Source organism: Bradyrhizobium sp. Ken64 (assembly GCF_055807555.1).
Map to the genome: position 1 here is coordinate 170,519 of NZ_JBVVPA010000009.1, position 23,516 is coordinate 194,034.

The 23,516-nt window shown below is 57.9% G+C and carries 18 protein-coding genes; 7 read left to right on the plus strand and 11 right to left on the minus strand.

Features of this window, described 5'->3' with window-relative positions; genetic code table 11:
* Positions 1-399 precede the first annotated feature (399 nt).
* From AC0L2F_RS17655 to rfbA, 3 genes are read right to left on the minus strand one after another with little or no spacing between them, the layout of a single operon-like run.
* The gene (locus AC0L2F_RS17655; protein WP_473249221.1) at positions 400-3,504 is read right to left on the minus strand and encodes an efflux RND transporter permease subunit; all 3,105 of its coding nucleotides are present in this window, start codon (positions 3,502-3,504) and stop codon (positions 400-402) included.
* 33 nt (positions 3,505-3,537) lie between these two features.
* The gene (gene rfbB, locus AC0L2F_RS17660) at positions 3,538-4,602 is read right to left on the minus strand and encodes a dTDP-glucose 4,6-dehydratase (protein ID WP_473249222.1); all 1,065 of its coding nucleotides are present in this window, start codon (positions 4,600-4,602) and stop codon (positions 3,538-3,540) included.
* A 15-nt stretch (positions 4,603-4,617) separates the two neighbouring features.
* The gene (gene rfbA, locus AC0L2F_RS17665) at positions 4,618-5,502 is read right to left on the minus strand and encodes a glucose-1-phosphate thymidylyltransferase RfbA (RefSeq protein ID WP_473249223.1); all 885 of its coding nucleotides are present in this window, start codon (positions 5,500-5,502) and stop codon (positions 4,618-4,620) included.
* Positions 5,503-5,618: 116 nt separating this feature from the next.
* On the opposite strand from rfbA, the gene rfbC reads away from it, so the two are divergent.
* A complete protein-coding gene (rfbC, locus tag AC0L2F_RS17670) occupies positions 5,619-6,173 on the plus strand; it encodes a dTDP-4-dehydrorhamnose 3,5-epimerase (protein ID WP_473249224.1) in 555 nt (184 codons plus the stop codon).
* The gene (gene rfbD / locus AC0L2F_RS17675; protein WP_473249225.1) at positions 6,173-7,069 is read left to right on the plus strand and encodes a dTDP-4-dehydrorhamnose reductase; all 897 of its coding nucleotides are present in this window, start codon (positions 6,173-6,175) and stop codon (positions 7,067-7,069) included. The genes rfbC and rfbD overlap by 1 nt, the downstream gene beginning before the upstream one ends.
* A gap of 13 nt (positions 7,070-7,082) precedes the next feature.
* On the opposite strand, the gene AC0L2F_RS17680 is transcribed toward rfbD, so the two are convergent.
* Positions 7,083-8,066 (minus strand): glycosyltransferase family 2 protein, encoded by a 984-nt coding sequence (locus AC0L2F_RS17680; protein ID WP_473249227.1) that lies wholly within the window; start codon positions 8,064-8,066, stop codon positions 7,083-7,085.
* Between the two features lie 229 nt (positions 8,067-8,295).
* Between AC0L2F_RS17680 and AC0L2F_RS17685 the strand changes: the two genes are divergently transcribed.
* Complete coding sequence (locus tag AC0L2F_RS17685; protein ID WP_473249228.1) at positions 8,296-9,579, plus strand: glycosyltransferase family 4 protein; 1,284 nt, start codon at positions 8,296-8,298, stop codon at positions 9,577-9,579.
* Positions 9,580-9,583: 4 nt separating this feature from the next.
* A complete protein-coding gene (locus tag AC0L2F_RS17690) occupies positions 9,584-10,984 on the plus strand; it encodes a hypothetical protein (protein WP_473249229.1) in 1,401 nt (466 codons plus the stop codon).
* Positions 10,985-10,994: 10 nt separating this feature from the next.
* Here the strand turns inward: AC0L2F_RS17690 and AC0L2F_RS17695 are convergent, their stop codons facing one another.
* Both AC0L2F_RS17695 and AC0L2F_RS17700 read right to left on the minus strand, forming a co-directional pair.
* Positions 10,995-11,990: an acyltransferase family protein gene (locus tag AC0L2F_RS17695; RefSeq protein ID WP_473249281.1), complete on the minus strand. Its 996-nt coding sequence runs from the start codon at positions 11,988-11,990 to the stop codon at positions 10,995-10,997.
* 72 nt (positions 11,991-12,062) lie between these two features.
* Positions 12,063-14,072 (minus strand): hypothetical protein, encoded by a 2,010-nt coding sequence (locus AC0L2F_RS17700; RefSeq protein WP_473249231.1) that lies wholly within the window; start codon positions 14,070-14,072, stop codon positions 12,063-12,065.
* A gap of 252 nt (positions 14,073-14,324) precedes the next feature.
* On the opposite strand from AC0L2F_RS17700, the gene AC0L2F_RS17705 reads away from it, so the two are divergent.
* Together AC0L2F_RS17705 and AC0L2F_RS17710 are read left to right on the plus strand one after the other, a co-directional pair.
* Complete coding sequence (locus tag AC0L2F_RS17705; protein ID WP_473249232.1) at positions 14,325-15,713, plus strand: oligosaccharide flippase family protein; 1,389 nt, start codon at positions 14,325-14,327, stop codon at positions 15,711-15,713.
* 25 nt (positions 15,714-15,738) lie between these two features.
* A complete protein-coding gene (locus AC0L2F_RS17710; protein ID WP_473249233.1) occupies positions 15,739-16,827 on the plus strand; it encodes an acyltransferase family protein in 1,089 nt (362 codons plus the stop codon).
* Positions 16,828-16,841: 14 nt separating this feature from the next.
* Here AC0L2F_RS17710 and AC0L2F_RS17715 read toward each other — a convergent pair whose 3' ends face one another.
* The 5 genes from AC0L2F_RS17715 to AC0L2F_RS17735 all read right to left on the minus strand — a co-directional run bounded on the left by AC0L2F_RS17715 (position 16,842) and on the right by AC0L2F_RS17735 (position 21,997).
* Entirely contained in the window at positions 16,842-18,023 is a 1,182-nt protein-coding gene (locus tag AC0L2F_RS17715; protein ID WP_473249234.1) for a glycosyltransferase family 4 protein, read from the minus strand.
* An 11-nt stretch (positions 18,024-18,034) separates the two neighbouring features.
* Positions 18,035-19,015, minus strand: a complete 981-nt coding sequence (locus AC0L2F_RS17720; protein ID WP_473249235.1) for a hypothetical protein — start codon at positions 19,013-19,015, stop codon at positions 18,035-18,037.
* A 555-nt stretch (positions 19,016-19,570) separates the two neighbouring features.
* Complete coding sequence (locus AC0L2F_RS17725) at positions 19,571-20,323, minus strand: class I SAM-dependent methyltransferase (RefSeq protein ID WP_473249236.1); 753 nt, start codon at positions 20,321-20,323, stop codon at positions 19,571-19,573.
* A 154-nt stretch (positions 20,324-20,477) separates the two neighbouring features.
* Positions 20,478-21,473, minus strand: a complete 996-nt coding sequence (locus AC0L2F_RS17730; RefSeq protein ID WP_473249237.1) for a glycosyltransferase family 2 protein — start codon at positions 21,471-21,473, stop codon at positions 20,478-20,480.
* Positions 21,470-21,997 (minus strand): serine O-acetyltransferase, encoded by a 528-nt coding sequence (locus tag AC0L2F_RS17735; protein WP_473249238.1) that lies wholly within the window; start codon positions 21,995-21,997, stop codon positions 21,470-21,472. Before AC0L2F_RS17735 ends, AC0L2F_RS17730 begins: the two co-directional genes overlap by 4 nt.
* 369 nt (positions 21,998-22,366) lie before the next feature.
* Between AC0L2F_RS17735 and AC0L2F_RS17740 the strand changes: the two genes are divergently transcribed.
* Positions 22,367-23,509, plus strand: a complete 1,143-nt coding sequence (locus AC0L2F_RS17740; protein WP_473249239.1) for a WecB/TagA/CpsF family glycosyltransferase — start codon at positions 22,367-22,369, stop codon at positions 23,507-23,509.
* Positions 23,510-23,516: the final 7 nt, after the last annotated feature.

A 23,516-nucleotide genomic window follows, 5' to 3' on the forward strand; every position in this document is an offset into this window, starting at 1 on the left:
TAGACGGGCCATATTGTTCCACTTCGATCCTGCCTTTGGACCGATCGCAGTATCAGCCGTTGCCTCCAATCAACCAGATATCTTTCAACGAGGCGGACTCGACAGGCGAGCAGGATAGCTATGCTGGTAATTTTACGTCGCTGACGAAGCTCGACGGGCTAGGCAACTTCGCCTTCGAAGGCACCGTTACCCGATTCAAAGTCTTCTCCTCGGCAGTTCCGGAGCCTTCCACTTGAGTGATGATGATTATTGGTTTCCCAGGCATTGGCTTCCTTGCCCTTCGTCGCCGGAGCCTATTGACGTCGGACGCTACCTGGCCGTTGCAGACCTCGTTCTGACAACAAGAAACTGCCTTCGGAGCTTAGCTCGTGGCGCGCCTTGTGCCCGAGTATTTGAGCATCATTCCGCTGGTACAACGGTCTTATTGAGCGCACGCGACCGCCGCAGTCGGTCGATCAAGAGATAGATCACCGGCGTGGTGTAGAGCGTCAGGATCTGCGAGACGAACAGCCCGCCGATGATGGTGATGCCAAGAGGTCGGCGGAGCTCCGTGCCGGGCCCGGTCGCGACCACCAGTGGAATGCCGGCGAACAGCGCCGCCATAGTTGTCATCAGGATCGGCCGGAAGCGCGCCTGGCAGGCCTCGAAGATCGCCTCCGCCGAAGACAGGCCGTGCTGGCGCTGGGCGTCGAGCGCGAAATCCACCATCATGATGCCGTTCTTCTTGACGATACCGATCAACAGGATGATGCCGACGAAGGCGATCACCGTCAGCGGCGTATTGGTGAGCTGCAGGGCGAGCAGCGCGCCCAACGCGGCGGAGGGCAGCGTCGAGATGATCGTGAGCGGATGGGCGAGGCTCTCATAGAGCACGCCGAGCACGATATACATCGCCACCAGCGCGCCGAGGATCAGGAGCGGCTGGCGGCCGCTGGTCTTGGCGAAATCGCCGGCATTGCCGTCAAAACTACCGCGAATGCCCTCCGGCATGTGCAGTTCCTCGACCGCGCGCTGGATGTTCTGCGTTGCGGCCTGGATCTGCACGTCTGGCAACAAATTGAACGACACCGTGGTCGAGGGGAACGACTGCGAATGATAGACCGCGAGCGCGGCGAGCCCGCGCGTCGCATGCACCACCGCCGACAGCGGCACCTGCGCGTCGCCCGCTCCGGCGACATAGATGCGTTCGAGGTTGGACGGGTCGACCTGGAATTTCGGGTCGATCTCCAGCACGATCATGTACTGGTTGCGCTGAGTGTAGATGGTCGAGATCTGTCGTTGCGAGAACGCGTTATTCAGCGCATTGTCGATGTCCTGAACCCGGACGCCGAGCATCGAGGCCTTTTGGCGATCGATGGAGAGCGTTAGCTGCAATCCGTTTGAATCGCGATCGCTGGAGATATCGGTGATACCTTCGACGCTCTCCATGCGTTTGGCCACGATGGGAGCCCATTGCTGCAACAAGCCAAGATCGGTGCTCGAGATTGTATATTGGTAGTTGGAGTCGCTTTGCCGCCCTCCGGCACGGACGTCCTGGGCGGCAAACATAAATAAGCGAATCCCGGCGACCGGATAGAGAGCGCGGCGCAATCTGTCGATCACGGTTTCAGTTGAGACAAACCCGCGCTGCTCTGGTGGCCTCAAGTTGATGAACATGGTGCCGCGGTTTGCGCCTTGCCCTCCAGGGCCTCCGCCGCTCCCCACAACCGAGCCAAGACCGGCCACGGCCGGATCAGCGAGAACAATGTCGGCAAGCTGTTGCTGCAAGCCCAGCATCGATAGGAACGAAGTGTCGGCGGAGGCGCGCGTCGCACCGATGACGAAGCCTGAATCGTCGGTCGGGAAGTAACCTTTCGGGATTTTGATGTAGAGCGCGACCGTCAGCGCAATGGTTGCGAAAAACACCAGAAGCGTCAGCAAGGGGAATTCGAGCGCGGCACCTAGGGTGCGAGCGTAGAACGTGACGATGCGCGACAGCGAGCCCTCGACGATGCGGTCGAATAATGTTGAATTGCCGGGAGTGGTCTGCCGGATGTAGTGGGCGCAGATCATCGGCGTGACTGTCAGCGATACCAGGGTTGAGACCAGAATCGCGCAGGTCAGCGTCAGTGAGAATTCGCGCAGCAGGCGGCCGACGACGCCGTCCATGAAGATTAGAGGAGTGAAGGCGGCGATCAGCGAAAGGCTGATGGAGAGCACGGTAAAGCCGATTTGTCGGGCGCCCTCCTGCGCTGCCTGGAACGGGTGCATACCGCGCTCGAGGTTGCGGTACATGTTCTCGATCATGACAATGGCGTCGTCGACTACGAAGCCAACGGAGATTGCGAGCGCCATCAGAGACAGATTGTCGATCGAGAAGCCTGCGACCCACATGCCGGCGCAGGTCCCAGCCAGCGCCAGCGGCACCGAAATGCCGGCCGCTATCGTTGGCGTGGGCCGGCGCAGGAACACGAACACGACGATCATGACAAGGAACGCTGTTGCCAGGAGCGTCCACTGCATGTCCCTCACGCTGGCGCGGATCGTCCCGGTGCGGTCGACCAGAGTGGAAATTGCGACGCCGGCTGGGATCCATTGCTTCAGCTCTGGAATCAGCGCTTTCACGCGGTCTACCGTGTCAATGACGTTGGCATCACCTTGTTTTCTGATCTCGATGAGGACGGCCGGCTGCTTGTTGAACCAGGCAACCGAACGAACGTTCTTCACGGAGTCTTCGATTTCGGCCACGTCGGAGAGACGTACGAAATTACCGTTCGAGCTCTTGATGACGATGTCGCGGAATTCCGTCGCCGTGCGCATCTGACGATTGAGCGACAAAGTCTCGCTTTGACGCTCGCCATTGAAGATCCCGACGGGCCCAAGCGGATTGGCATTGATGACCGCGGTTCGAACATCATCGGTCGAAATTCCGGCCGTCGATAGTGATACAGGGTTGAGCTGAATTCGCACCGCAGGTTGATCCGCTCCGCTGACCGTGACATTGCCGACACCTGGCACTTGCGCGATTTGCTGTAGCAGTACGGTGTCAGCGACGTCATAGAGAGCAGCTGTCGACAGTGTCTTGGATGTGAGAGCGAGGACGTAAATCGGGGCGCCGGAGGTATTAGCCTTTCCAAACCGCGGCAGCGAGGGAAGGTCGCTCGGCAGATCGGGTAACGAGGCGTTGATTGCGGCTTGTACGTCCCTGGCGCCGCGATCGAGGCTCCGGCCGATATCGAACTGCAGGAGGACGCTGGTCAAACCGAGCGTGCTCGTCGAAGTGATCTGGTTGACGCCGGCAATTTCGCCGAGCCGCCGCTCGAGTGGTGCAGCCACGGTGCTTGCCATGATCGAAGGATCTGCGCCCGGGCGAAACGCGTAAACAAAAATGGTGGGGAAGTCGACGTTCGGAACGGACGCCACCGGCAAGAACCGGTAAGCAACGATACCAAGGAGCAGCAGCCCGACAGAGAGCAGCGTCGTTCCAACGGGGCGTCGAATGAATGGTTGTGAGATCGACGGCATCGCCTCTACGTCGCTAGCTCACGGGACAACATTTCAGCCGGTGCCGAGGCGGGCCTTTTGGTAGCCTCGGTCCAGGATCGCCTGCCACCAGTGCCTATTCTCGCAATACCAGCGAACCGTCTTGGCGAGCCCTGTTTCGAAGTTTTCTTCCGCGCGCCATCCAAGGTCTTCCTCGACCTTCGACGCATCGATCGCATAACGGCGATCGTGGCCCGGCCGGTCCTTGACGAAGGAAATCAGTCGTCGCCGCGCACCATCGCCTGTGGGGACCTCCTCGTCGAGGAGATCACAGATGCTCTGTACCACGTGAAGATTGGACCGCTCATTGCGTCCGCCGACATTGTAGGTTTCACCAACGACCCCACGTTCGAGGACGAGAGTTAGCGCCTTCGCGTGATCCTCAACGAATAGCCAGTCGCGCACGTTCTGGCCGTCGCCGTAGACGGGCAGGGAATCTCCAGCCAGCCCCTTAATGATCATGTGAGGGATCAATTTCTCGGGAAAATGGTACGGGCCGTAATTGTTCGAACAATTCGTCACCAGCGTCGGCAGCTCGTAGGTCTCACGCCAGGCGCGTACCAAATGATCTGACGACGCCTTGCTGGCCGAATAAGGGGAGTTGGGCGCGTAGGCGGTCTTTTCCGTGAAGAGTCCTTCAGCACCGAGCGATCCGAACACTTCGTCAGTAGAGATGTGCAGGAAGCGAAACAGCGCGCGGCGCGCCGGCGTGAGCGATCTCCAGTGGCGCAGCGCCTCCTGAAGCAGCGTGAATGTACCGACGACGTTGGTCTGGATAAATACCGCCGGACCGTCGATCGAGCGATCGACGTGGCTTTCCGCGGCGAGGTTCATGACCGCGTCGGGCTGGTATTTTTCGAACAGTTTTCGCAGCGGCTCCGTCTCGCAGATGCATTGCTGTTCGAAGGCGTAGCGCGGATTCTCGGATGCGCCTGGCAGCGAAGCCAGATTGGCGGCGTAGGTCAGCTTGTCGATATTGACGACGCGAGCGCCGGTGTCGCGCAGAAGATGGCGGATGACCGCCGAACCGATGAAACCTGCACCGCCCGTGACGAAAATCGTAGCCCCGTCAAACCGCACCTGAAGATCCCTCGTTCAAAATGGTTCCTTGCCGAACGAGCGGGCGACGGCCTGCAAATATTCGCCATAGCTGCTCTTTGCGGTCTTCTCGGCCACTTTTTTGAAATCGTCCAATGAAATATAACCTTTGCGGAGCGCGATTTCTTCGGGGCACGCGATGCGCATGCCCTGCCGCTGCTCCAGGATCTGCACGAAATGGCTGGCTTCGACCAGGGAGGCGTGCGTGCCGGTGTCGAGCCAGGCAAAGCCGCGGCCGAGAACTTCGACGAAGAGATCGCCGCGTTTCAGATAGGCGTTGTTGACGTCGGTGATCTCGATTTCGCCGCGGGCCGACGGGCGAACCTTTGCGGCGATGTCGAGCACGTCGTTGTCGTAGAAATAGAGCCCCGTCACCGCCACGTTCGACTTCGGCTGCTTGGGCTTCTCTTCGATCGAGAGCGCCTTTCCCGTGCCATCGAATGCGATGACGCCGTATTGCTCTGGAGACTGGACGACATAGCCGAACACCGTCGCGCCGCTGCGGCGTACGGCGGCCTTGGCCAGCATTTCGGGCAGGCCGTGGCCGTAGAAGATATTGTCGCCGAGGATCAGCGCCACCGCATCGTCGCCGACGAAGTCGCGCCCGACGATGAATGCGTCGGCAAGGCCGCGCGGGGTGTCCTGCGTGGCATAGGACAGCTTCAGGCCGAAGCCGGCGCCGTCGCCGAGCAGCCGCTGGAACAGCGGCTTGTCGGGCGGAGTCGTGATGATGAGGATTTCACGGATGCCTGCCAGCATCAGAGTCGAGAGCGGATAATAGATCATCGGCTTGTCGAACACCGGCAATAGCTGCTTGGAGACCACCGTCGTGACCGGATAAAGCCGCGACCCGGTCCCGCCGGCTAGAATGATCCCTTTCATGGCCCCTCACAGATTTACCAAGCGGAAACTATCAAATAGTGTGCGACGCACAAGTCTGGTATTTTCAACACGGTAAATAGCGGTTTTGGGCAGCTCAGTTTAGGCGACTTGGTTATATGCAGGTATTTAAAACGGAGCTGGACGGGGTTCTGATTTTGGAACCAAGGCTGTTCGGCGACCAGCGTGGTTTCTTCCTCGAGGCCTACCAGTTCGCGCGCTATGCTGAACATGGCGTGACGCGACCTCTCGTGCAGGACAACCTGTCGCGGTCGAGCCGAGGCGTCGTTCGCGGGCTCCATCTGCAAAATCCGAACACGCAGGGCAAGCTCGTCAGCGCAATGCGGGGCAGGGTGCTGGACATCGCGGTCGACGTCCGCCGCGGCAGCCCGACCTTCGGCCGGCATGTCGCCGTCGAGTTGAACGAGGAGAACCGCCGCCAGCTCTGGGTGCCGCGCGGCTTCGCGCATGGCTTCTCGGTGCTGTCGGAGACGGCCGATTTCTTCTACAAATGCGACGATTACTACAGCCCGCAGCACGAGATCGTGGTGCGGTGGGATGACCCGGCGATCGGGATCGACTGGAAGGTCGACACGCCATCGCTGTCCGCCAAAGACGCCGCCGCCCCGCTGCTGGCGGATGTCGAGAACCTTCCGGTCTACGGGCAGGTCTGATGCAGATCCTGCTGACGGGCACGAGCGGGCAGGTTGGGGCGGCCTTGTTGCCGCTGCTGGAGCAGCAGGGCAGCGTGTTCGCGCCCAGGCGCGAGGCGTTCGATCTGTCGCGGCCTGACACGCTGGCCGGCGCGCTCGATGCCTATGGGCCCGACCTGATCGTCAATCCGGCCGCCTACACCGCCGTCGATCGCGCCGAGGACGAGCGCGACCTGGCCTTCCGGGTCAACGCCGAGGCGCCGGCCGCGATGGCGCAATGGGCGGCGCGCCATCGCGTGCCGATGGTCCACCTTTCGACCGACTACGTGTTCGACGGCTCGGGCACGGCACCCTGGCGCGAGGAAAGCGAAACAATTCCGCTCTCCGTCTATGGCGCGAGCAAGCTCGCCGGCGACCGGGCGATCATGGCGGCGGCGCCCGCGCATCTCATCGTGCGGACCTCGTGGGTCTATGCCGCGAAGGGCGCCAACTTCCTCAACACCATCATCCGCCTCGCCGGGGAGCGCGAGGAGCTCCGCATCGTCGCCGACCAGATCGGCGCGCCGACCTCGGCGCGGGTGATTGCAGACACGATCTCCAGGGTGCTGAGCGCCGCGCAAGGCGATCCCGCCCGCATGCTCGCGAGCGGTGGCGGCATCCTGAACGTCGCCTGCGGCGGCGAAACCAGCTGGCACGGCTTTGCAAGCGCGATCGTCAACCGGATGCGCGCGGGCGGCGCGGCGCTCAAATGCCAGCGGATCGTGCCGATCCCGACCGCGGAATACCCGACCAAGGCGCGGCGCCCGGCGAATTCGCGGCTCAGCCTGGCGCGTCTCGGCGAGGTCTTCGGCCTGGAGGTGACGCCCTGGACCGAAGCCCTCGCGCGCGAATGCGAGCAGCTGGCCGCGAAGGCCTGAGCCAGGCGCGCCATCAGGCTTTGACGCTCGGCGCCTGCACGGTCGGGACGTCGAACCCGCGCGCGAACACGCTGTGGCGAAAATGGTCCTGCAGCGCGTGCGGCGTAGTCTGGTCCTTGCCGCCGCTGACGAGCTGTCTGAGGCCGAACAGCGCCAGCCCCGCCAGCGTGCAGCCGTCGACGAGCGCGGCATAGAGGGCGCCGTGGTTCTTCAGGAAATAGCGCCGCCGGGCCTCGAGCATGTAGGCCGGCAGCCGCCGCGGAATCTTGTTGACGCCGGTCGACTGCCCGACCAGGTGGACGACGCGGCTTGCCGGCACGTACCAGGTCGGCCAGCCCTTCTTCCTGGCGTTGAAGCAGAAGTCGATATCGTCGAAATAGGTGAAATAGCCCTCGTCCAGCAGGCCGATGTCGGCGAACACCTGCCGCCGCACCATCATGCTCGCGCCCGCGACCCAGTCGGTGGCGACGGGCTCGTCCACGACGGGGGGCGCGACAGCAAAGCGGCTCAGCAGGCGGCTGACGGCGCCGAGCCGGAGCGCGGCCTCGAACTCGCTCAGGGGCGATTGGAAGCGGAAGGCCGAGCGCTGCGGCGTGCCGTCGGGATCCTCCAGGCGGCTGCCGGCGATTCCCACATGCGGATTCTGCGCCATGAAATCGACCAGCGCCCGGATCGCGTTCGGCCGCACCACGGTATCGGGGTTGAGCAGCAGCACGTAGGCCGGCGGCTCGGCCGCCGCCAGCGCCGGCCGGATCAGGACGTTGTTGCCGCCGCAGAAACCGAGATTGACCGGGCTTGCCAGCAGCGAGCACCAGGTGCCCCAGCTGTTCGCGGCGATCGCCTGCCGGATCGCCGGCGCCTGGTCCTCGCCGCTGCCGTTCTCGCAGACCGCGACGCTTGTGCCGGGAACGGAGGCGATCTCGTCGCGCAGCGAGCGCAGGCAGTCGATGGTCAGCCCGGCGACACGGAAGTTGACGATGACGATCAGGAGGGACATGGAAACCTCGTGCTCTCCCGAAAGCAGGGATGAGCGTTCCTCAGCGGCCGGCGCGAATGCACGGCAGGATTATCGTATCGCGCGCCTGCCAGCAACGGGAACGCGGGCACGTTCCAAACCTCCGCTCGCGGCGCCGTGCGCCTTCGAGCGCAGGTCGCTTTACCACGTCTCTTAAGCTTGCGATGGCGGCTGAGACGTGGGAAGGAGGGCGCATATTGAGGCGAATGATATGCGCGTTTTGATCCTTGCAGACGATTGCAATCCGCAATGGCCCTCCCTGCCGGTCGTCGGTTACAAGGCCGCGAAGGCACTTGCGGAAAAAGCCGATGTCGTCGTGGCGACGCATATCCGCAATCGCGAGAACATTGCGCAGGCCGGCTTCGGCAAGGCCGCGGTCGAATATGTCGACAACGAATACATCGCAAGACCGATTTACAAATTCGCGACGTGGCTGCGCGGAGGCAACGCCGTCGGCTGGACCACCAACGTGGCGCTGGCCTATCCGAGCTATCTTGCGTTCGAGCGGGAGGTCTGGAAGCGCTTCAAGCCGGAGATCGTGGGCAGGCGCTTCGACATCGTCCATCGGCTCACGCCGATGTCGCCGACCCTGCCGAGTCCGATCGCCAGCTGGTGCCGGAAGGCCGGCGTCCCCTTCGTGCTCGGTCCGCTTAACGGCGGGCTGAAATGGCCGGCCGAATATCGCGCCGAGCTTGCGCGCGAGCGCGAGTGGATGTCCTATCTGCGGGAAGCCTATCGCTATCTGCCGTATCGGAAATCGACCTATGCGGACAGCTCGGCGATCCTGGCGGCGTTCGCCCACACCGTGAACGACATCGGCGCGGAATCCGCCGGGCGAATGATTCACTTCCCCGAAGTCGGTATCGACCCCGACATCTTCTCGCAGGGCGTCTCCGCGCTGGGCTCGGCGCGCAAGACCTTTCTCTTCGTCGGGCGTCTCGTCCCATACAAACTGCCGCGGCTCGCCGTCGAGGCGTTCGGCATGAATCCGGCATTGCAGGAGCACCGGATGATCGTAGTCGGCGACGGCCCCGAGCGGCCGGCCCTCGAGGCCGTCATCCGCGAGAACGGATGGGCGGACCGCGTCGAGCTCGCCGGCTGGAAGACCCAGAGCGAGGTGGCGGCGCTGATGCGCAGTTCGGACGTGCTGGTGCAGCCGTCCATCCGCGAACTCGGAGCCGGCGTGGTGATCGAAGCAATGGCCTGCGGCCTCGCCTGTGTTGTCACGGATTACGGCGGGCCGGCCGACCTGATCGACGACAATCGCGGCATCAAGTTGCCGATGGCGCCGCCTGATGAACTGCGCAGGAGCTTCAGCGAAGCGCTGGGGCGGCTAGCCGGCGAACCGGAGCTGCTCGACAGGTTGAAGGCCGAGGCGCGCAAGCACGCGGAGCGCTATTACACGTGGGAGGCCAAAGCCGATGAACTGATCAGGGTCTACGATTGGATCAGGGGCGGCGGACCGAAGCCGCAATTCGCTTCAACGGGGATATAGATCGATGCAGGCTGGCGCGAACATATTTGCGTACATCGCCTTGTTCGCTTGGCCGGTGATCAGCATTCCCCTGTTCTTCGTGCTGCGGCTGCCTGTTGCGTTTGCAATAACCGTCTTGGGAGCCGATTTGCTGCTTCCGTCTGGCTTTGCGGTCAAGGTTGAAATGATCCCTCAGTTCGATAAAGGGACGATTGCCAGTCTATCGGCAATGGCGGGATGCTACTTGCGCGCTAAATATTTGCCGCGTCTCTCGCAATTTGTTCTGCTTAATCTACTCGTAGCAGGCTATTTGCTGGGCCCATTCATCACGTCCCTTTTGAATGGTGACGCTGTTCAATCCGGCAATCAAGTTATGCCAGGGGTGGGTCTCTATGATGCCGGCTCTGCCTTCCTCTCCCAGTTCATTCTTTTTTCTCCCTTGCTGCTTGCGCGGCAGGTTCTAAGGACTGATCAACAAATACTCGATGCCTTGAAAGTACTAGTGGTAGCGGGAGTGCTTTACTCGGTGCTCCTGTTGCTTGAAATTCGATTGAGCCCACAGCTGCACTATTGGGTTTATGGCTTCTATCCGAGCCAATTTGCTCAATCGATCCGGGGAGGAGGGTTCCGGCCAATGGCTTTCATGGGGCACGGCCTTCTCGCGTCGCTTTTCTTAATGAGCAGCTTTGTAGCAGCCGCGGTGTTTTGGCGCTTAAGAAGTCCTTTAACCGGGCTGTCGCCCGCGGGAATAAGCGTCTACCTCGCGTTGGTCCTAGTCGCCTGCAAAAGCCTTGGTTCCTTCTTATATGGATTGATCCTCGCCCCCCTCGTACGTTGGGGGAGCCCGCGAACGCAAGTTCGTGTTGCCGTGGTTCTTGCCCTGATGAGCCTGACCTATCCCGTGCTGCGCACGTACGATTTAGTCCCCCGAGAATCGATTTTGAGCGTCGTACGATCGATCAGTGATGATAGGGCATCATCGCTCGAATTTCGTCTTGTCAATGACGATCTTCTGCTTGCCAAGGCTTCGGAGCGATTCTGGTTTGGCTGGGGGCGCTACGGACGCAATCGAATTTACGACGAATACGGCTCCGAGGTCATCACTGATGGTAGATGGATCATCACGTTCGGACAGTTCGGTGCGTTTGGCTTCATATGCGAATTTGGTCTACTCGCACTTCCAATATTCTATGCGTTTCGAACTTTGGGCCATGGGCACAGCAAACAAACGGCACTCCTCCTCGGTGCACTGGCTTTGATACAGGCTGCGAGAATGATCGATCAGCTTCCAAACGCTTCAATAAATCCCTGGGCTTGGCTAATAGCAGGAGCCCTTTTGGGGAAAGTGGAGTTTTCGCGTGGCGTCAGACGTTCTGAAGCAAGGTCGATGCGCCGCTTGGGAGATGCCCCAACGACAGCGGTTTGATACTCAAGCCTTACCCGTCTGCCCTGGCAACCAGTATTTTTTTTGGGGCTTTTACAAAGTGGCTTTCAACAAGGTGCCAACTCAGCCAGCCGGCTATGAGCGAGATTGGCAGGGTCACACTGAAGAGAAAGATTGGAGATCGTATCTGGAACGCCGCGACGAGTGCGCCTGCGATAGGCCAACCGTACAGATACGTGCCGTATGAAATATCGGTTCTGCTATTTAGTCTTGCAAATTGATGGGAGCGGATGCCGAAGACGAAATAAAAAAGCAAGTAACTTCCGGCGAGTCCGAACGTCATCTCCTGGATACTGGGATACGAGAAGCTCCAGATCCAAACGCCGGCCGCTATCAATGCGATCCACCATCGATAAGGAATTACGTCCCGATAAAGATAGAAGCAACTCCCAACGCAGAACATCCCGGCCATACGAATGAACAGTTGAGGGAGTCCAACCAGTTTGGCGAGAGGGCCGATATAAGTTGGCCAACCCACAGCATGACCTACTAAGAGTCCTACTGTAAGTATCATGATTGCGAACCTGAAGCGATATGCCCCGATTAAGCCAAGTGAAGCCACCATTAGGTAGCATCGGAATTCGTAGGGGATCGACCAAGCCGATCCATTTAGCGCATGAAATGCGAAATCAGGATAGGCCTGAATTTCGGGGAAGTTTAAAAGAGAAATGTTTGCGGCGGCTCTCACATAACTTTTCCAGCCCCAGGAAAGTAGGGGTGAACCAACCAACGGACTGAGCGTAGTCACAATGACAGCGCAGGCTACAAAGCCGGGATAAATCCGTCGGACGCGCTTCAATAAGTAATCGAATAAGCCCTTCGATTGATGAAAGCTCTGCAATACGAGATAGCCACTGACTACGAAGAAGCCATCTACGGCAACTTCGCCGAAGGTCATGACTCCCCCAAAATGCATGAGCGCTTCCCGTGATCTATTCCCATCGATCATCTCGGATGAATGGGAAACGATCACGAGGCTCGCAAGCATAAGCCTCAGAATTCCAAAATTGTTGTCATGTTGAGCCAAATGTTTTGGCTGAGGCCTGTCTTCGAGATGCAATCAATTTATTCCAATGAAGCTTGTCGTTGCTGTCCAAACTGGATTTTTGTTGTCGATCTTACTTGAGTTAGCAACTGTTGGCCAATAGCGAATTCCAGCCCAAGTACCGAACTGGCTCGTGCAGCCGCCCTCGACGAATTTAGCAGGTCGAGTACCCCCTACCTCCAAAAATGCCGCATAAGCTGCCGCGTAGACTGCGCCAACTTCCGCAGAATGACCACTGTTAATCAAAAACTCAGTGAATTGGGGTTGTCCACCGTATCCGTTGAGATAGATGTCGCCCACGAAGTGGGAGCCACCCTCGTACTGCCGAAGCTCTAACCCATTAGCAGTCGCCATTGCCTTCAGGGCGGGCCAGTACGTCGACTTCAAGGCGGCTACGTTGCCCGTCGTTTTGAAACCCTCAGCACATGTCCCGTTGAGCAAGCTCGCTGCCAACTGTTGATTGAAATAGGTGTACTTCGTTGGATACGATTTCGGATCGGACGCGAACTTTGCGGCGCTTCGATCCATAATCTCGAAGATCAGGGCTGGTACTACGTAGTTGTTGCCCGACACGAACGTGGAGTATTTCGTTGCGTCTACATCCTGCAGCTCGAAGCTGTCGGTTGTCACATTCGTGATTGTAGCGAAGGTATTATCAAGTTCTTTCATTCCGCTCTGAATGAACACCTTTATGCGTTGGCCATTCTTATAGCCATGTCCTTTGCATTGAACGAATGCTGGATTCGTCTTTGAGATGCTTGTGATTGCTTTCGAGCTTTGAACGTCGCCAAAATAGCCAGTGCCATAGACGGCCTTGAAAAGATCGCTGATTCGAAGCGACGGTGAATTTTTCAAAACGCTATTGATGCCCGCTAACTGCTGGCTCAGTGGGCCGGTTGTCACCGTCTGCGTGTTGATGCAGCCCTGCCAGCGAGACGGGTCATTGTAGATTCCCCGAATGATTTTCATCAGCTGCGCGGCTCGATACCCGTACCACATATTGTAGCGCGCGGCATTTCCGGGCCAAATTGAATTTCCCTGATCGAGACAGAAAGCCGTCTGTAGGAACCCGAAGTTCCAACACTCATTACTGAACTCGTAGGTTACTTCCAATTTGGTGTTTGCCTTCATGTAGGTGGCGAACTCCTGGACGAACGTGTCAGTGCATTTTGCAGGCAAGCAGACGTGAATTTTGCGCCCCGTCTCGTTAGCGAGCTTGCAGAGAAGCCATGGGTGAATGCTGCCTTTTCCGCCCAGGCTCGATTTGAGCGGCTGACACCAAGCCAGATAGGCTTCGTCCGCCAGTTGCGTAAAATCCGTAATGTCAGAATTGTTGGTATACTGCCAATCCATCGTCCGAATCGTGTCGAAGCTCTTGAGAGTGGTCAGCCAATCGGGATTGAAGGTCTCTCCCGCTGCCACGTTCTTCGTGTACCGCTCTTGGTAGATCCGAATATTGCTCGGCGGGTTGTTCCGATCCTTCAACGTCAACGTCAGTTGTGTATTGCCCGGGCGGGAGCCCATTTGGAACGTGATCTTGTTTGCTCCGACCTGGGTCTGGGTTCCGCCTGTAGTTAAGAAGTCTATGTAGCCGGTGGCGCTTCCGTCCCACTCGACTACCCATTTCTCGCCCGAATAGTCGCAGCCAGCAGCAATCTGAATATTACTGGGCGGAGGTGCGAAAAATAGCCTCTTCAAGTTTATCAACTTAGCAGGCGCTGGGCGGACAATCTCGCCGGTGATCGGAGACAGAAAACCGCCGGTGTCCCATATTGTCTTTCCGCTGATCTCTCCAGCAGGCGTGGTAATGGCTGGAGTTGCCGCAGTTTTCCACCAGTTCAGGAATGGACTAAAGCCATTGTAGTAGGTTGGTCCACATAGCCCCAACGCAACCGGCTTCAGAGTGGGAGAAGCGCTCTTTGATGCCGCCATCAGCGGAGCCGGAGCAGCGTTGGCGGATGAAATGAAACCGGCTGCGGATAGCAACTGGATGGCGTGACGCCGTGTGATGAATGATGTGCTCATAGCTAGCTCCCAGTCTCTACCGTGCGGGCTTTACCTCATGGCCGATCGCTTTAATTTCGGGTAAATCAAACAGACCGTAGTGATCCGGCATTTGGGTACGGTTACAGGGAACCTACCGAATTTGAGCGTATTTCGCGAACGTATGTTCCCGGAATCATGGGGGGCGAGCTTTTGTTCAAGATATTGCCAAGTCCTTATTATCAGAAGATAAGGCAGGTATCGATACCTTAACAACTTCGAAAAGTTTGTCCCTTGGCCACATCCGCAAATCTTGGCGCACGAGTCCCGTTAACTAAACGTGTCATCGGCGCGAGCGCTTGGACCTTTGCTGGTTATGGATTGGGGCTGTTCATTCGCCTGGGTAGCAATCTTATCCTGACGCGTCTGCTCGTTCCTGAAATGTTTGGCGTCGTTGCGATAGCAACCGTTGTTCTAGTCGGTTTGTCGATGTTTTCAGACATTGGCCTCGGTCAAGTTATCGTCCGAAGTCAACGTGGGGAAGAATCCATCTTCGCTAACACCGTGTGGAGCACCCAAATTGCCAGGGGCGCCTTCTTATGTGTTGTGGGGCTACTAGTCAGCGGTGCCCTGACATTGGGAGGCGATCTGGGGTTATTCGCGTCAAAAAGCGTCTATGCCAACCAGAGTCTCCCAGGAGTCCTCGCGGTTCTCTCTTTGACGGCCCTTATCGACGGCTTGGCCTCGACAAAAGGCGCCCAATCTCGGCGCAGCGTCCAGCTTGCGAAAATAACTCAATTGGACATCGTGGCTCAGTTGTTCGGTTTGTCCTGCATGTTCTTATGGATCTATTTTGATCGTACCATCTGGGCTCTGGTTTTTGGGGCTATTGGGGGTAGCATTTCAAGAACCGTTTTGACGCACGTGTGGCTCGATGGTCACCGCAACAGGGTTGAATGGAATCGCCAAGCCTTCCGTGAGATCTTTGAGTTCGGGAAGTGGATTGTCCTGTCATCCATACTTGGCTTCTTGGTATCCAATACCGATCGGCTGCTCCTGGGAGCATTTGTAGATGCGCGAACGCTGGGAATTTATTCAATCGCGTTTACTCTATCAAGTGCCGTCGAACTGGTCATGTCCAAACTGATTAACGCCGTAGCCTTTCCTGCATTTAGCGAAATTGTCAGAGATCGACCCGAGCAAGTTCGCCAAGTCTATTACAAAGTTTTCAGCATTGTTGCCGGCGTTTGCTATTTTTCAGGCGGCGTACTCATTGGCTCGGGACAGGATCTAATCAATTTGCTGTACGATCAGCGCTACTCCGAAGCGGGATGGATGCTGCAAATACTGGCATTCGGTGCGATAGCTGTTCCGTACCAAGTGGCTGTGCAATGCTTTCTGGCGTTGGGAAAACCAAATCTTTTTACTCAGATATTGCTTTGTCGTTTGGTTACTCTGGTCGCTGCATTGGCAATAGGTTTCCAATTGGGGGGGCTTCCGGGTGCCTTGTGGGGCATTGTCGTGAGCCAAATCTTGCCCGTCTTTGCCGTTATCTACTGGCTCGTCCGGCTAAAGATGGTCGACCCGAGGCGGGAGATTCTGTTGGTCACGGTGATCCCGGTTGGTCTTCTCGTCGGGTACGGTCTAACATCAATTGCGCATTTCGCTCATTCTGGGTCGTGATATTCGGAATTAAATCAGTGATAGGATGATCGGTTTGAAAGGAAAGCTGGGCTGGGTCGAGTTTGGCCGTGGTTGGGCGGCATTTATGGTTTTTGTATCCCATGGGTTCTACATGGGAGTGCCGGCACACTACAAAGACGTCTTTCTTTGGGGCCGCTGGGGGGTCTGCTTCTTCTTTGTTCTTAGCGGCTTCATTATCGCACACGTCCACTGGAAGGATATCGGAGCGTCAAGTCGAGCAAGGGATTTTGTTTGGCGCCGGTTCGTTCGGATATTTCCTACATATTGGCTCGCGCTCGCAGTTTACATTTTTGTTCGAAATGTTCTTGGTAGCCCCGACTACAAGCTGCTTTTTACGCCGCTAGAACTTGCAGGGAACGTTGTGCTTTGGCCCACGCTTCCAGATCTATTGCTTCCAATGGCGTGGACTCTCAGGCACGAGCTCTTGTTCTATGGTCTGTTTGCGATCGCGATATTGGACAAGCGCATAGGATACATCGTCTTTTCAATTTGGTTCGCATGTTTGGTCTCGAACGTCGCGCATCAAACTCCGTGCGAGATGCTTACCGTCGCCGCAGAACGTTGTATGGCCGAAAACGCTGGCAATTCTGCGCCATCTCCAATCTCATTTCTTATAACCGCAAATGTGAACCTGTATTTTTTTGCTGGCATGGGCCTAGCCTTGGCCTTCCGCGCCAACTTGATCGGTCTTGTAGCTACGGCTTCTACCGCTCTATGGGCTATTTCTCTTTCTGCGAGCTGGACTATCGATTCAACCTACATGTTGGCGCTATCACAAGCGTGCAGTTTCACAGCGCTAGTTTCGCTCGCTATCTGGCTGTCTGTAATGTTTAGAGCGCCGTCTTTCGCCTATTGGATTGGAAATATCTCATACGTTTTCTATTTGCTACACATAACCACGATGCTGATGGCCCACGGGATTATGAAGCGCCTGGCATTGAACCTACCTTGGCAGGTCGAGCCGGTTTTCGCGGTAGTGCTTACTCTCGTAGCTTCTCATGTCGTAGCAACGTATTTTGAGAAGCCTGTCCGGAAATGGTTGGTTCAACTGAAGAATAAAAGTGAGCCTTCGCCGTCTGAGGAGTCCTCTTGAAAGAGGCAAGCCGATCAGGTCTCCTGATCACGCTCGCCGATAAGAGAAACTGCCTTCTCGGTCCAGGCTAGTAACGGATCAAAAAACTCCTCTCGGTATAGATTCCCTGCGTTCACCAGTTTAATCACCAACTCGGGGTTATCAATCAGAGCGCGAATGCAACTCTCGTAACTCTGTGCATTGTCCGGCTCAGCCTGCAAGACAGCATCAGGCACAAGCCTCAATGCGGGGCAGACGTCGGACGTGATGACAGGGCGTTTTGCCAGGACGGCTTCAATTACAACTTGATTTAGGCCTTCGGGGAATGATGTTCTGGTCGGCACAACGACGGCATTCGATAGCTCGAGGAGTTTCGTCAGCTCCGGTCGATCGAGGTGACCATGCGTCATCACCGATTGCTCAAGTCCCGATGAGCAAATCTCTGCTCTGAGGGAGTTGAGTGCGTCTCCCTCGCCACAGACGTCTAATCTCACTGAGTAGTTTCTAGCCAGAAGATTGCGCGTGGCGCTCAGAAGATCGAACACGCCTTTCTCGACCTCTACGCGGCCTGCGTATAAGAGTCGAAATGGGCGAACGGTTGGAGGTGGTCCGAAGCGTTCGAAGTCTGCACGCGAATACAGCGGATAGAAGATCGTAATTGGCACGGTGGCGGCGCCAAGTTCGCGAATCTGCGCTTCGATCGTTGGAGATGCGACAAGACAGCCCGCACAATGGTGATTGAAGAACCATCGGTTCAGTCGATCTATCAGCTTGCCCGCGGCGCCGCGGGACTCGCCTTGACGGTGTATGACCGTATGGATCGAGAGATAAACTTTCTTGCCCATCATCGACAATGGTGCGAGCAGATAGAAGCTCGTTACGCCGTCCATGATGATTACGTCAGACGCTCTACTTCTCCATACATCGAGCCAGAGATGTGCGGCGAGACGCCATTGGTTGAGGTGAAAACCGAGCCCGCTGGCTTGTTTCTGACGCGCACGCGCGTGTACCTCAAAATCTCCATCACTGTAGTTCTCTGGTCTGTCTGTCGGAAACGAGGCGACACCCTTTCGGCCTAGACGCTTACAAAGGTCAAAAAATTGCCCTGAATATGTCGCGGCAAGCTGACGTTCATCGGGAAGCCCTTTGCGCCAGCGAACAAAGGTTCCTAATACGTCACCGGCTACTGCAGCATAGTAGATTGGTTCATCGCGCATTTGAGCGACCTTCAGTAGTGGATTGCTTGTCTTGAAAACTGTTTAACTTGACGTTCTCTCACTGTCTTGAGGAGCCTGCGATGAATGCGAGTTAGAAGCGAATCATCAGATGAAATTGGCGCGTATTTTTGAATGAGCTCCACTCGATCGGCCGGGAGCTGGCTGATAAATTGATCGGCCCAACTCAAGGCCGGTCCATGAAGAGAATTGTGATAGTGAAGGACGCGAACTTCCTTCATGGGAAGCAAGTTCGCGTTCTTCTTGATAAGCGGATTAATGTTGAAGTTCATCGCAGGTTGAAGTTCGGCGTGTTTGAGTTTGAGTTTTTGGACGGCCAAAGATATCGAAACCTGATCTTGGTGATAGATTCCAGCCTGCTTTGAGCCGATCTTGTCTTTCAATAAGCGGGCGATAATATCGAAATGCTCGGCTCCCAACTTTGTTTTAGTCGCGTACGTGTAGATTCCACCTTGCCAGTAAGCCCGAATTGGCCGCCGTTCCGGAAAAGATAGGATGACCGGAAACTCGTCGAAGTTCAGGCCAAAAATCTCGCAGAGCTTCAGCCAATAGGCAGCGTTGTCATCTAATCCGTCTGAGCCCAGATAGCCCTCACCGGCCCGCGCTACGAATTGCGCCGAATTGGTCGGAATGACGTCTTGCAAATGCTGCAGCACCACCATGTCGCCGTCGAGCCAAGTGATGTTCGGCGTCGACACTTTTGATTCCAGTGCGGCCATCACCGCGCTCTTGTTGGCGTTATTCCACCACGCCAGCTTAGAATTGAACGGTTCGTCAATGAATTCGACATTCAGTCGTCGCAGCGTGGAGATTGTCGAGGGCTTCAATTTTGGTCCGCGTCGCGGCTTTACAGCTACAAATGGCGCATCTGCCCATTCTCCGCCGAATAACCGTAGGGACTCCGCGAGCAGCATAACTTGCGATTCCAGGCCTCCTGCCTCAACGCAGGTCACAAATGTCGTGCTCGGTGTCATTTGCAGTCGTCTCCATGGCAATTCCGAAGAGTTTTGTTGCTAATTGATATTGTCGGACGGCCTAGCATCCTGATTAGCGCGTAGCGGCCATCTTGTCGCGACCGCATTCGCTGGTACTTCTGAATGCGGCGTAATAGTAACAGGGCCGAGTATCTTGGCCCCCGCACCCACGTCGACGTGCCCTAGCAGAGTAGGCACCCCTCCGCCTCGACGTGTGCCAATCGTCACCTGCTGGAAGATCAAACAATTGACCCCAATCTTTGCGTGCGGGTGAATGACGATACCGTTCGGATGAGGGATCAGGAGCCCCCCACCGATGCTGCACTCGAGGGGAATGTCCGCGCCCGTGACGATGCTCCAGAAACGGTGACGCCAAACGCAAATACGTCTTCTGAGTCCTGAGATGGCGCCGCTCTTGTTTTGCAGACGTTGATAATCCCGAATCGTCTTCAGCAGCCGCCGACCGGGTTGCCAAAACGCCGTGAGCGCCTCGCGAGACCAATCCGGTTCAGTTGCGCTGATGTCTTGCATGGAAAATCTGCCGCCCGACCGTCTTCAACCCTTCTTCCTCGCCGCCGCGACCAACTCGTCACGCCAGCGTGGCCTTGCGGTGAGCGGAGACAACAGCTTGCGCGCGAGGCGGGCCTTCGGGGAATGGCCGATATGGCCGAGTTCATCGTGCTCCATCATGATGACCTCGAGCTCGGCCTGTTCGAGCTGCCAGCGCAGATGTTCGGCTGAATATTCGAGCTGATGGCCGAGGCCCTGTCCCGGCATCGGCAGCATGAAGCGGTCGAGGAATTCGACGCCGGCGATCATCCTGACGAGGTTGCGCATTCTGAACAGATTGGGTGTGGTCAGGAAGACCAGTCCGCCCGGCTTGAGGAAGTTCAAGGCCCGCTCGAACACCACGTAGGGAGGCAACGGCAGATGCTCGATCACCTCCAGCAGGACCAGCACGTCGAACTGCTCCTTTGCGTCGGGAAATTCGCTGCTGAGCAGATTGCATTCGATCAGCGGCACGCCCTGGCGATCCAGCGGCGCGGAAAATTGCCGCGAGATGTCGCCGACCGTGCAGTCGTCGCCGAACAGATGCTTGCTCAGGATCGCCAGCTGGCCGCCGCCTACTTCCAGAATGCGCGCCGGGGAGGGAAGCGGCAGCTGGACGAAGAACTGCAACGACTTCCAGTAGCGTTCGCGTTCACGTCGGTAATAATCGTCGGATTCGAAAAATCCCGCGCCGATCACGGCGGCGTCATAGAGCCGGTCAAATTCCCGGCGGTCGAGTTTTGCGCTTCGCGTGGACATTGAACTCTCACATCAAAAAGGTGAATAATTACAGTTTCTTGGTCGTTTTTTCATTCCGTGATCGCCGGTCGGCGGCCGGCGGCGATTTCGCTTGACACTACTGTGCATGGGGTTGTTTTCGCACTTTCACGATCGGGAGGTGGCGCCGCCCCCATCACTTGTACTCAATGATCTGGCTCCTCCCCTGGAACAGCCGGTCGGCCGCGAATCTGAGCTGGCCGAGGCCTTCGGCAAACCGGCCCAGCAGCTCGAGGCCGGCGAGCGCGATGCGGTCGCGCAAGGCGCCCCGCTGCCGCGGGATCCGGCGCAGCAGCTGGAGCGGGTAGATCAGCAGCAAGGCGAGGCCGGGCGCGCCGAAGGCGACCACCGCGAGCGCCGCGGCCAACGGCAGCCAGATGCCCCAGAGCCAGGCCCTGCGGCTCTCCCACACCCACAGCCGTTCGGGCGGGGCGCCGTGCGCGGACCGCCCAAGCGCAAAGGCGTAGCCGCTCCGCACGTTGCGCCGCCACCATTGGCCGAACCGCGTCATCGCGGCGTCATGCCGCGTCATCTCCGCGTCGATCCGCCAGATCGTCCAGCCGGCCGCGCGCAAGCGCACGCACAGCTCCGGTTCCTCGCCGGCGATGAAATCGTCGCGATAGCCGCTGACCTGCTCCAGAGCCGCCGACCGCATCATGACGTCGCCGCCGCAGGCCCGCGCCGGGCCGAGCGGCACGTTCCACTCGGCATCGCAGATGCGGTTGTAGATCGACCGCTCCGGATGCCGCTCCCGCCGGCGCCCGAACACTGCAGCCGCTTCCTCCTGCCGCTGCAGGAAGGCGACCGCCGCCGCGAGCCAGCCCTCGGCGAGCTCGCAATCGCCGTCTACGAACTGCACCAGCTGCAACCCGGGTGACAGCTCCTTCAGGCGCCGAAATCCTGCATTACGGGCGCGCGCGGCGGTGAAGCCGCCGGCATTGTCGAGCTCGACCACGTCGATTCCCTGGCTCCGCGCCCAAGCGACCGATCCGTCGCTCGAGCCGGAATCGACATAGACGATCGCGCGGGCTTTTTGGGCCGACGACAGGCAACACTTCAGCCGCTCGCCCTCATTGCGGCCGATCGCCACGACGCCGCAGGCATCCAGTGGGGGCGTGTCGCTTGCGGTCACAACGCGACGTCCCGCAACGTGTCTTGCCGGCGGGGCTTGATGATGGCGGGCACGCCGATGGCGATCGAGTTCGCCGGCACGTCGGAGAGGACCACCGCATTCGCCCCGATCACCACATTGTCACCAATTTTGATCGGTCCCAGCACCTTCGCGCCGGCGCCGATATCCACATTGTCCCCGATCTCCGGTCCACAAGGTTCATCCACCCGCCGCAATCCGACCACGACGCCGTTCCGGATTCTGCAGTTGTCGCCAAAACGGGCGTAGCCGCTCACGATGATCCCCCCGAAATGGTCGATCACAAAGTTGCGCCCGACCACTGTTTCGCAGGGGAGCTCTATCCCGGTCAGGATTTGAACGAGCTTGTAAAGGATCTTGTAAAGGAACGAGAACGGCTTTCGGAGCACGGCCGGCCTGATGCCATAGCGCCAGCGCCCGAACCGGTACACCAGCATGACCCAGAAGCCTTGGGCTCCGCAGTCGCGACCATGCGCCGCAAAATCGGCTCTCACGTTTTCGAACATATTTAAGCCAGCCGCAATAAATCGCCCCGACCGCTTGGTTCGGTCCCCTGCCAGCTTTGCAGCCTATCGCGGTAGTTCATTTGTGTGCAACATTAACGACTAACCGACGGCCCGAGCGGAGCCCCGAAGCTGCAGTAAGGTGAATCGGTTCCCGAAATTATGAGTGCCGTGCATTAATCACTGGGATTAAATCGGCTTCCAAATATCACTCGTCGTATGTTACGTGAATGCTGTTATCAGAAAAAATGGAATTTTGCGGCGGTTCGTTCCGCCACTCCATACGTCAATTCGCGAGATCCCGATTTGAGCACAATCCAGTCTGTCCGTCTCGGTCCGCTAGGTTCTGCTGCTCCGCCTTTGGAGCCGCAAATGGTGGACGAAGTCGACCAACAGCGAAACGTCACGCGAGAACTGTACGGACTACTCGGGCTGCCCATCGATGCCATCGACTTTCGAACGCTGATTCGGGCCATGGATGTAGCAATCGAGAAGCGCCAACCTTTGCTGATCTCGACGCCTAACGTCAACTTCCTCATCAAAAGCCACGAAAATGCGGCGTTTCGCGACAGTATACTGCTAAGCGATCTCTGTCTTCCCGACGGCATGCCCCTGATCTGGATCGCGAAGCTTCTGCGGGTACCGATCCAGGAAAGAGTGGCAGGGTCCGATCTCTTCGGCCGGTTGAAGTCTAGGACGGAAAAGAGGCTACGCGTTTTTCTGTTCGGTGGGGCGGGAGACGTGGCCAGCAGGGTCGGTGAGAAGCTTAATGCCGATCAATGTGGCCTCGAATGCGTCGGCGCGCTCAACCCGGGCTTCGGATCCGTCGAGGAGCTTAGCTCACCGGACATACTAGCCAAGATCAACGCAAGCGAAGCAGACGTTCTCGCGGTCTTTATGAGTGCCGAGAAAGCGCAGGCTTGGCTCCTGCGCAACCATCATGAGCTCACAGTTCCGGTCCGAGCTCAGTTCGGCGCGACTATCAATTTTGAAGCAGGTACGATCCGACGTGCACCGCCGTTCCTGAGAAGTACTGGGTTCGAGTGGCTCTGGCGAATCAAGGAAGAGCCCTACCTTTGGCGGCGCTATTGGGCCGACGGCAAGGCGCTCCTACAGATCCTTTGCACGTGCGTGTTACCGCTGGCGATCATTGCCAGGTCGGCTCGGCAACACTCTGTTTTCAGCATTCATGTGCATCCGCACGGCGTCGAAATGACACTCAACCTCTCTGGGCCAGCCACAGGCGCAAGTGTCGATTCTCTGGTATCGGTCGTGCGGCAGGCCGTAAGGGAGAACCAGTGCGTTAAGCTTAATCTCGCCGGTGTAGACCATATGGACGGTCGGTTCTTCGGTGCATTGATCAGCGTCCGCAATCAGCTTTCGCGGCAAGGATTGTCGTTGACCATGACAGGCGTTACTCCGCGCCTGCGACGAATTTTCCGGCTCAACAGGTTTGAATTTCTGCTAGCCAAAGATGATTCCCTCGCAGGGCGACCCAAGTCGGTCCATTCGTGAGCGCGCA

Excerpts from the sequence above, each read along its gene's own strand:
- AC0L2F_RS17725 (WP_473249236.1), bottom strand. The coding sequence starts at position 20,323 with ATGTCCACGCGAAGCGCAAAACTCGACCGCCGGGAATTTGACCGGCTC.
- AC0L2F_RS17735 (WP_473249238.1), bottom strand. The coding sequence starts at position 21,997 with ATGTTCGAAAACGTGAGAGCCGATTTTGCGGCGCATGGTCGCGACTGC.
- rfbC (WP_473249224.1), top strand. The coding sequence starts at position 5,619 with ATGCAGGTATTTAAAACGGAGCTGGACGGGGTTCTGATTTTGGAACCA.
- AC0L2F_RS17695 (WP_473249281.1), bottom strand. The coding sequence starts at position 11,990 with ATGCTTGCGAGCCTCGTGATCGTTTCCCATTCATCCGAGATGATCGAT.
- AC0L2F_RS17715 (WP_473249234.1), bottom strand. The coding sequence starts at position 18,023 with ATGCGCGATGAACCAATCTACTATGCTGCAGTAGCCGGTGACGTATTA.
- AC0L2F_RS17680 (WP_473249227.1), bottom strand. The coding sequence starts at position 8,066 with ATGTCCCTCCTGATCGTCATCGTCAACTTCCGTGTCGCCGGGCTGACC.
- rfbD (WP_473249225.1), top strand. The coding sequence starts at position 6,173 with ATGCAGATCCTGCTGACGGGCACGAGCGGGCAGGTTGGGGCGGCCTTG.
- AC0L2F_RS17700 (WP_473249231.1), bottom strand. The coding sequence starts at position 14,072 with ATGAGCACATCATTCATCACACGGCGTCACGCCATCCAGTTGCTATCC.
- AC0L2F_RS17740 (WP_473249239.1), top strand. The coding sequence starts at position 22,367 with ATGGTGGACGAAGTCGACCAACAGCGAAACGTCACGCGAGAACTGTAC.
- AC0L2F_RS17655 (WP_473249221.1), bottom strand. The coding sequence starts at position 3,504 with ATGCCGTCGATCTCACAACCATTCATTCGACGCCCCGTTGGAACGACG.
- rfbA (WP_473249223.1), bottom strand. The coding sequence starts at position 5,502 with ATGAAAGGGATCATTCTAGCCGGCGGGACCGGGTCGCGGCTTTATCCG.
- AC0L2F_RS17690 (WP_473249229.1), top strand. The coding sequence starts at position 9,584 with ATGCAGGCTGGCGCGAACATATTTGCGTACATCGCCTTGTTCGCTTGG.
- AC0L2F_RS17685 (WP_473249228.1), top strand. The coding sequence starts at position 8,296 with ATGCGCGTTTTGATCCTTGCAGACGATTGCAATCCGCAATGGCCCTCC.
- AC0L2F_RS17710 (WP_473249233.1), top strand. The coding sequence starts at position 15,739 with ATGATCGGTTTGAAAGGAAAGCTGGGCTGGGTCGAGTTTGGCCGTGGT.
- AC0L2F_RS17720 (WP_473249235.1), bottom strand. The coding sequence starts at position 19,015 with ATGACACCGAGCACGACATTTGTGACCTGCGTTGAGGCAGGAGGCCTG.